Genomic DNA, 7223 nt, shown 5'->3' on the forward strand with positions numbered 1-7223 from the left:
AGGGGCTGACCGCCTTCTGCCGTCTCGAGGGAGCACAGCTGGATAATAACCGAGCGGAGCAAGCACTCAAGCTAGTTGCTCGCAACCGAAAAAATGCCCTGTTCCATAAAACACAGGCTGGTGCGAGTATTGCGGATGTGATCATGGCGATGATAGCGACATCAGCCGAAGCGGGTATAAATGTGCTGGATTACTTTAATACGATACAGCGAATGGAAAGTGAAGTTAAGGCTAATCCACAACAGTTCTTGCCCTGGAATTATCAGTCCAATATCTAATCAAAACAGGCTCTGGCTTTCGGCCAGAGCCGCTTCTTAATACCTATGTACACTATCTTCTCGTAAGCTCACCTAAAGCTGTTGGCTTGGATTGGGGTGTTTCTCATTACTTTTCGACTATCGATCAGGATGGTAATTTTGAGCAAGTCGAAAACCCCCGTTACCTCAGAAACAGCAAAGAGCGATTAACCTCTTTACAACGTGACCTCGCGTTAGCGAAAAAAGGCACTCGCACCCAGCGAAAATTAAAGCATCAAATTGCCAAACTCCACCAGAAAATCGCCCGTCAAAGACTCGATTTTACTCATAAAGAAACTGCAAAATTAGTTGAAGTGGCGGCATTGATCGCCACCGAAAAACTCACCGTTAAGAACATGACTCGCAGTGCCAAAGGTACTGTCGAGAAAAACGGAAACATGGTGAAACAAAAGGCTGGTCTGAATCGGGAAATTCTGAACACCGCGCCAGCCATGACTCTTAATTTGCTGCGATACAAAGCGGAAGAAGCTAGTAGCGAATTTGTTGAAGTACCAACAAAGCAAGTTAAGCCAAGTCAAACCTGTCCAGACTGCGGAGCTAAGAAGAAATCCTTAGCAGACCGCTGGCACTCATGCGAATGTGGTTGTGAGAAGCCCCGCGATGTAGCCAGTGCGCAAGTTAACTTAAACTGGGCGTTAGGTATTCAGGCTGGGAACCAGCCTAAAAAGGTAGCTTAGGCTTTCTTTTTGAAACTCCTTCAAAACGCGCAGCGTTTAGTGGGAGTTGTTCATTATTACTGCTCGTTCAGCCATGGCTATTACAGGGATTAAACTTAGACTCTGAGTTATTTCTCCCATTATCCCAACCCGCGATGACAATTTTAAGCATTGCGATCAGTTTGAAGATGCTCAATATGGTCATCATCAATGGGATACTGAGAGCTGGGGGCGAAAATACGTTTTGCTTGAAGATGGATTTCATCGCTATGTGGCTCTTTGGTTTACCTCTCACCGCCATTGCCGCATTTGTCATGCATTACTCTTTTGAACAAGTGTATATGATGATGCTGGTAGAAGAGATCATCAAATTAACGCTCTGTTGGCGGCGCTATCGTACTCGGCTCTGGTTACGGGACTTAACCACCCCCCATAACTTAGCAGATAACCATAGCGAACCGGCTTGTTAATATCCAATGAAGCGGTAAGAGGAGACACCGTCTCCTCTTATGTTTCCGACACTTGCTCTTTGTTCACTTCAGCTTCTAATTCTGCGAGGCTTTTAGGCTTAGAAAAATAAAAACCTTGGATAATGTCGATATCCAATTCGCTTAACACTTCCATTTGAAGCAGGGTTTCAACCCCTTCAGCCACCACTCGAAAACCAAGGCTTTGCACCATGCTCACCAGCCCTTTGATAAAAGCTAAGTTTGACGGTTTTTCACTAATATCATTAATGAACGATCGATCAATTTTTACCTCTTTAATAGGCAACCCTTTCAAAAGAGATAAAGAAGAAAACCCTGTACCAAAATCATCCAATGACAAACTAAAGCCAGCACTTTGCAACTCTCTTAATGTTCGATAACTCATTTCTTTATCCGAAATCGCAGCTGTTTCAGTGATTTCTAAGCAGAAGAGAGAAGGGGGCAATCGATAAGCATTAATTTTATCCAAAAGATGCCGAGTAAAGTGGCTATGTACCAACTGACGAGCACTAATATTGACTGAAATATGGTGTAAACTACGCAACCATGGGGATGAAACGACATCTTGGCATACCCGATCAATGATGCAATCACCCAGTTTCATCATTAAAAAACTGTTCTCTGCCACCGCAATAAATTGGTTCGGCGGAACCACGCCTAAGGTCGGTGACGACCATCTTGCCAGAGCTTCGACAGAACAGATCTGTTTACTGCGGTTATCATACAGCGGCTGGTAGTGAACTTTTATTTCACCTTGTTCAATGGCTTTGCTTAGTAAATGTTCGGTTTGTAAATGGCTCTCGAAAGGTTGATGCATTTTTTTCTCGTAATGCATCACCTTACCACCACCCATTTGCTTCGCGCGATACATCGCAATATCGGCATTTTTAATCAGCTCATCGGCATTAATCCCTTGGCTTGGATAAAATGCCACCCCAATACTGGCTTGGCTAACCAACTCAATATTTTGATAACACATCGGTTTTTCCACTGCACGCAATAGCCGCAAAGCCAGCTCAGAAGCTTGGTGTGCATTAACAACATCGCAGAAAAAGACAAACTCATCACCACCAAAGCGCCCGATCAAATCTTGAGAACGCAATGACTTGGTCAAAGCTTCAGCCACATGACGCAGTAAAGCATCCCCCACTTGATGGCCAAACGTATCATTAATCATCTTAAAGCGGTTGAGATCCATCATCATCACTGCTCTTGGCTGTTCAGGCTGCTCCTTAATGTGTTTTTCGATCACTTCCATAACTTTACGCCGGTTGGCGATGCCCGTCAGTCCATCAAAATAAGCCATTTGGTGGATTTTATCGGCCGACTCCTGCTGTTCGGTAATATCAATCATCGAACCAACAATACGTACGGGCAGGCCATGATGATTACGGATCGCAGAGCCATTCATCTGAACCCAAATATAATGCCCATCATCACGTGATAATCGTAGTGTCATTTTGAATGGGCTCATTGTGTTTAAATGTTCTTGGATCATTTGCTCAAACGCCACAATATCTTCAGGATGAATTCGATTAAGGAACAACTGAGGATCAATCACGCCGGACTGATTAGACTGAGTAAAACGCAACATGACACTTAGCCGGCCATTCCAGTAAAGTCTCTGTTGCTGCAGATCCCACTCCCAAATACCATCATTTGAGCTGCTGGAGACAACTTTAAGCTGCTGCAGTAATTGCTGTGATTTTTTATGCCGCTGCTGGCTGGTTTCAATCAGTGCATCTCGCTCAATAAATAGCGATAAAATATCTAAATAGTTATAGAACATCGCCGATTGAGCGATACTACGCTCGCAACTCTGTTTTTCAACCACAGTGACCACATCCCAATCCCCTTGCTCCCCTCGGTTCACTGGTAAAAGGGTGATCACACTGGCTTCTTTTGCCTCCAAATACGGTAGGTTTCGCACATCTTGCGGATCGCTTTCTTGTTGCTTCAACTCATCACTGCTGATTAAACTGCGCTGGGAAGTCAACCGATACTGCTCATAACGGTGCAGCTCTGCTCTTTTCAATTGGCACTGATACAGCGTTTGTGCATCAAGAATAGACTGAAAGCCCCCTTTAGCTAAAGAATAAAGGTTATCAAACAGCTCTGAAGGAGAATGTAGCGCTTCATAAAGTAAAGCATGGCGAACAGTTTCTCGGTCAAGTTCTAATGATTTATCTAACGGTGAAGACCCACATGACTGGCGAATCACTAAGCTTTGCTCAATATATGACACTTCCCGGCTAAGTCCGACTCCGGCAATACGCTCTAACGCTCGTTGAAAAACAGCACGGGTTAGCTGTTCTAACTGCTGATCAACCGTGGTTAACGGTGGTGAAATTCGGCAACCAGAGAAGATATTATCAATTCCCACGACAGCGAGATCATTTGGAATATCAATATTATGTAACTTAAGTTGCTCTATCATGCCCAGCGCATTTTGATCGGTCGCACAGATAACTGCCGTACAACGGTTAGACGATAGTGTTAACCACTCTTCCGCCGCTTGCCTGCCCCCCGCCAATTGGCAATTTTCCACACTAAACAGCTGAGAGGTATCAAATGTTCGATGATGATAGCGTTCAACACATTGCTTAAAGGCATTGAATCGAGAGCGAATATCTGTGACAAAAAGATCGCCACAAAAACCAATGTATTGATGGCCTAATGAAACCAGCCACTGATATAGCTGCTCAACGCCACTGCTTTGCAAACTAGAAAACTGTTCAACGGGCAAAGGAGAATAGCTTGCCCCCATCGAGATAACAGGAATATCCAACCGAGTCGCGGCTTCCACATAGGTGTTTGCTGCCGCATGCAGCACTACGACCAAAGCATCCATTTGGTGCAATGCAATAGGCAACGAAAAATCACGGCTATCACCAGAGCGAATAATAATAAGATTGACGCCTTCTTGTTCCGCTAACTGGCGGAATGTGGCACTAATTTCTCCCATATAGAAGCCACTAAGCATGGGCATAACAACGCCGATTGTGACTCTACGCGAACTCAAACAGGTAGGCATACAGCAACTCATCCTTGAAAAGAAAAGTTCATAATGCCTAACTGCTTGGTTTTTATAAATGCAATACTGTTAAAAATGACTTCGATCGCACATTTAGTGCACAAACTACCGAGTCATGAATAAACATTGTACAACATTATGCATAAAACCTCAGGCAGATTGACTGATTTCAAAGCGACCAACCAATTGATTTAAACGGTGTAATGAGTTTTGCATCAAGGTCGTACGACGTGCTAGTTGGGCTGACGCTTCCTGTAGTTCGACCACCGTTGACTGTGCCGCATCTGCCGTTTGTCGGTGCTCCTCACTATTACGAGCCAATTCCTGAATTAAGGAAAATAACCCGGTGACAGAAGCTTGTAGATGCTCACTCCGGCTAGAATCATCAATCACTTGGGTGTTATTTTCTACATTCGTGATCCCCTCTTGCATATAACGAACCGCTCGTGCAGATTGCTGATGCAATGCTTCCATCAACTCGCCAATATTATTAGCTGCTTGTGAGGTTTTATTGGCCAATACCCGAACCTCATCCGCGACCACAGAAAAACCACGCCCATGCTCACCCGCTCGTGCAGCCTCAATAGCAGCATTCAACGCTAGCAAATTTGTTTGTGCGGTAATTTCCGTAATCAGCCCAACAATGCCACCGATTTTTTGCATTTCACTGTTTACTTCATTGACCGTTTGCGCTGAAGACTGAACAATATTTTTAATGTCTTGCGCACTCTCTGCGGCTTTTTGATATTCCTGCTGTGCCACTTCTACCGCTTGTTGCATAAGTTGATTCATATCTGTTGCGGTATCGTGTGCATGGACGATTTCTTGGCTTTGGATTTGTGCTAAAGAGAGCATCTCGGTGATTGAATTGGCCGTGGTGTCACTCGTAGAAAGAAGTATCTGACTACGTTTTAACATCGATTCAGATACATTTTGCACTTCCTTACTCGCAAAAACCAAATCGTTCACTATCTCTTCTAAACTATCAATAAAGCTGTTTGTCCATCGCCCTAAATCTCCCGTTTCATCGGCTTTAAAATGTTCAGTACTAAGGCGTCGAGTCAAGTTTCCATCCCCTTCTGCCAGTACTTGCATGACCTGGGTCATACTGGATAAATGTTGGGCGATCTGTTTCGCAGTTAATCCATGAAACAGAGCAACCGCGATCGATCCCATTAACATAGACAGTAACAACAATTGCCACTCAGCTAAGGGGTAAAGGTAACTAATCAAAAAAGGCAGTAATAACGGTGCAAAAATACTTAAGGTGAATTGTTGATCTAATTTGAGCGATAAAGAACGGTGTCGATAAACTTCTTCCAAATCTGACTCACACATCATCCCCCAACGGTCAAGTGAACCGGGCATCACAAAGGTCACCCCTTTACCAATTACGGGAATATGCCGATAATCAGAATAACCCGGATACTCAACGAATAAATTCGAACCTCGCTTAATGGTTTCTCGTACACCGGGATGAAGCTGCTGCGTCGCAGGATCCGTAAACATAATCTCAAATTCCGTATGACGCTGAATTTTTACCGTCCCCCACTGAGTATGAATCCCCTCCTTAAGGTTCTCTCCATGGGAAAAGCGGTTATCTTCAAAGCGCGAGCGAGACAGCGCCGTTCCAGCTCGAATCGAGCGATCAAACTTCGGTTCCACCATAAACAGATAGTTGTCCCCCGATTCGCTGTAAATATGCCCAGCTTCTCGTTGGATTAAATCCCCCACCACGTCATTGGGAACTCGCCCACAAAGACACCCAATAACTTCTCCATGGTGAATCAAGGGCTGGTAAAACATCAGTGTCACTTCATCATGAAACGAGGAACTAGAAGGGCCAATCGATAGCGTTAATTTATCAATATAAGGGCCATGTAAAAACGGCTTCTTCAACCCCATCTGTAACGCTTCTAGCGAAGGAACTGAACGTCCATTTTGTTGTATGTAAGTCGAGTTCACCACAACACCTTGCGGAGAGACCACAAATAACTCCGAAAAATCGCTCGAGCGTTTCAGCAAACGTTGCAAAGTCTCGTGATATTCCAGCTCACCTTTAGCCGATAGATATAAGGCGGCATCTTGTAAAAAAGACCATTGATTATTCGCCCACGTGGTTAATATATTCACACGAGTATTCGCAATATTCTCAAAGGTTTGCTCAAGAGTTGAGATTCGACTGCGGTTCAAAAAACAGGCTTTACGCATCGCCCATTTACCGGTTTTTCCCAACCAAGGAAGCCAATGTTGTTCTTCTGTTGTTAGCTGCATAAAAATTACTGTCCATGTATTTGATTATTCAGGCTTATAATGCAAAGCCCATTCCATAGACGCTCAAAACGAATGCTATGCTGTGATTCAGCATAAGAATAAACAGCATCACTAGCCTCAGAACATTTTGCTAGTGAATACGACTAGTGAGAGACACCATCGCTCATGCTTTTATGCACCAAACCTGTGCAGAAAAAGAGGCGTACGAACCAAAATGCACCAATTAGGTGCTACTTCATAGAGAGGGGATCAGTAAAGCCAACAAGAGGGTTGGCTTTGTGCTTTGACTAGCATTTATTGACTCATCGCCACTAACGACTTACCAATTAACCTGAGATCTGGTTAAGCCAGAACTAAGCAATTACTCTCTAACAGCTCAAACTCTTGAGCTGTTAGATCTAGACTGGGCTTTTTATCCCTCAAGCAGTACGCGATTAATCCGCCCAACAGATTC

The 7223-nt window shown here is 44.2% G+C and carries 5 protein-coding genes; 3 read left to right on the forward strand and 2 right to left on the reverse strand.

The genetic code is table 11. From position 1 onward, the window contains the following. From FKQ60_RS16815 to FKQ60_RS16825, 3 genes are all read left to right on the forward strand, one after another. On the forward strand, positions 1-278 hold a 278-nt coding region (locus FKQ60_RS16815; protein ID WP_170906791.1), incomplete at its 5' end, for a transposase. Beyond that, positions 278-994, forward strand: coding sequence for a transposase (locus tag FKQ60_RS16820; protein ID WP_279197992.1), 717 nt, complete (start codon positions 278-280; stop codon positions 992-994). The genes FKQ60_RS16815 and FKQ60_RS16820, both read left to right, overlap by 1 nt. 248 nt (positions 995-1242) lie before the next feature. Further along, complete coding sequence (locus FKQ60_RS16825) at positions 1243-1443, forward strand: hypothetical protein (RefSeq protein WP_000266180.1); 201 nt, start codon at positions 1243-1245, stop codon at positions 1441-1443. A 37-nt stretch (positions 1444-1480) separates the two neighbouring features. Here FKQ60_RS16825 and FKQ60_RS16830 read toward each other — a convergent pair whose 3' ends face one another. Beyond that, positions 1481-4495, reverse strand: a complete 3015-nt coding sequence (locus FKQ60_RS16830; RefSeq protein WP_258011864.1) for an EAL domain-containing protein — start codon at positions 4493-4495, stop codon at positions 1481-1483. 150 nt (positions 4496-4645) lie between these two features. After that, positions 4646-6769 carry a methyl-accepting chemotaxis protein gene (locus tag FKQ60_RS16835; RefSeq protein ID WP_001177657.1) on the reverse strand — a complete coding sequence of 708 codons (2124 nt, stop codon included), beginning with the start codon at positions 6767-6769 and terminating at the stop codon, positions 4646-4648. Positions 6770-7223 lie beyond the last annotated feature (454 nt).

Origin of the sequence: Vibrio sp. A11 (genome assembly GCF_013048705.1) — a bacterium.
Taxonomy (GTDB): Bacteria; Pseudomonadota; Gammaproteobacteria; order Enterobacterales; family Vibrionaceae; genus Vibrio; species Vibrio metschnikovii.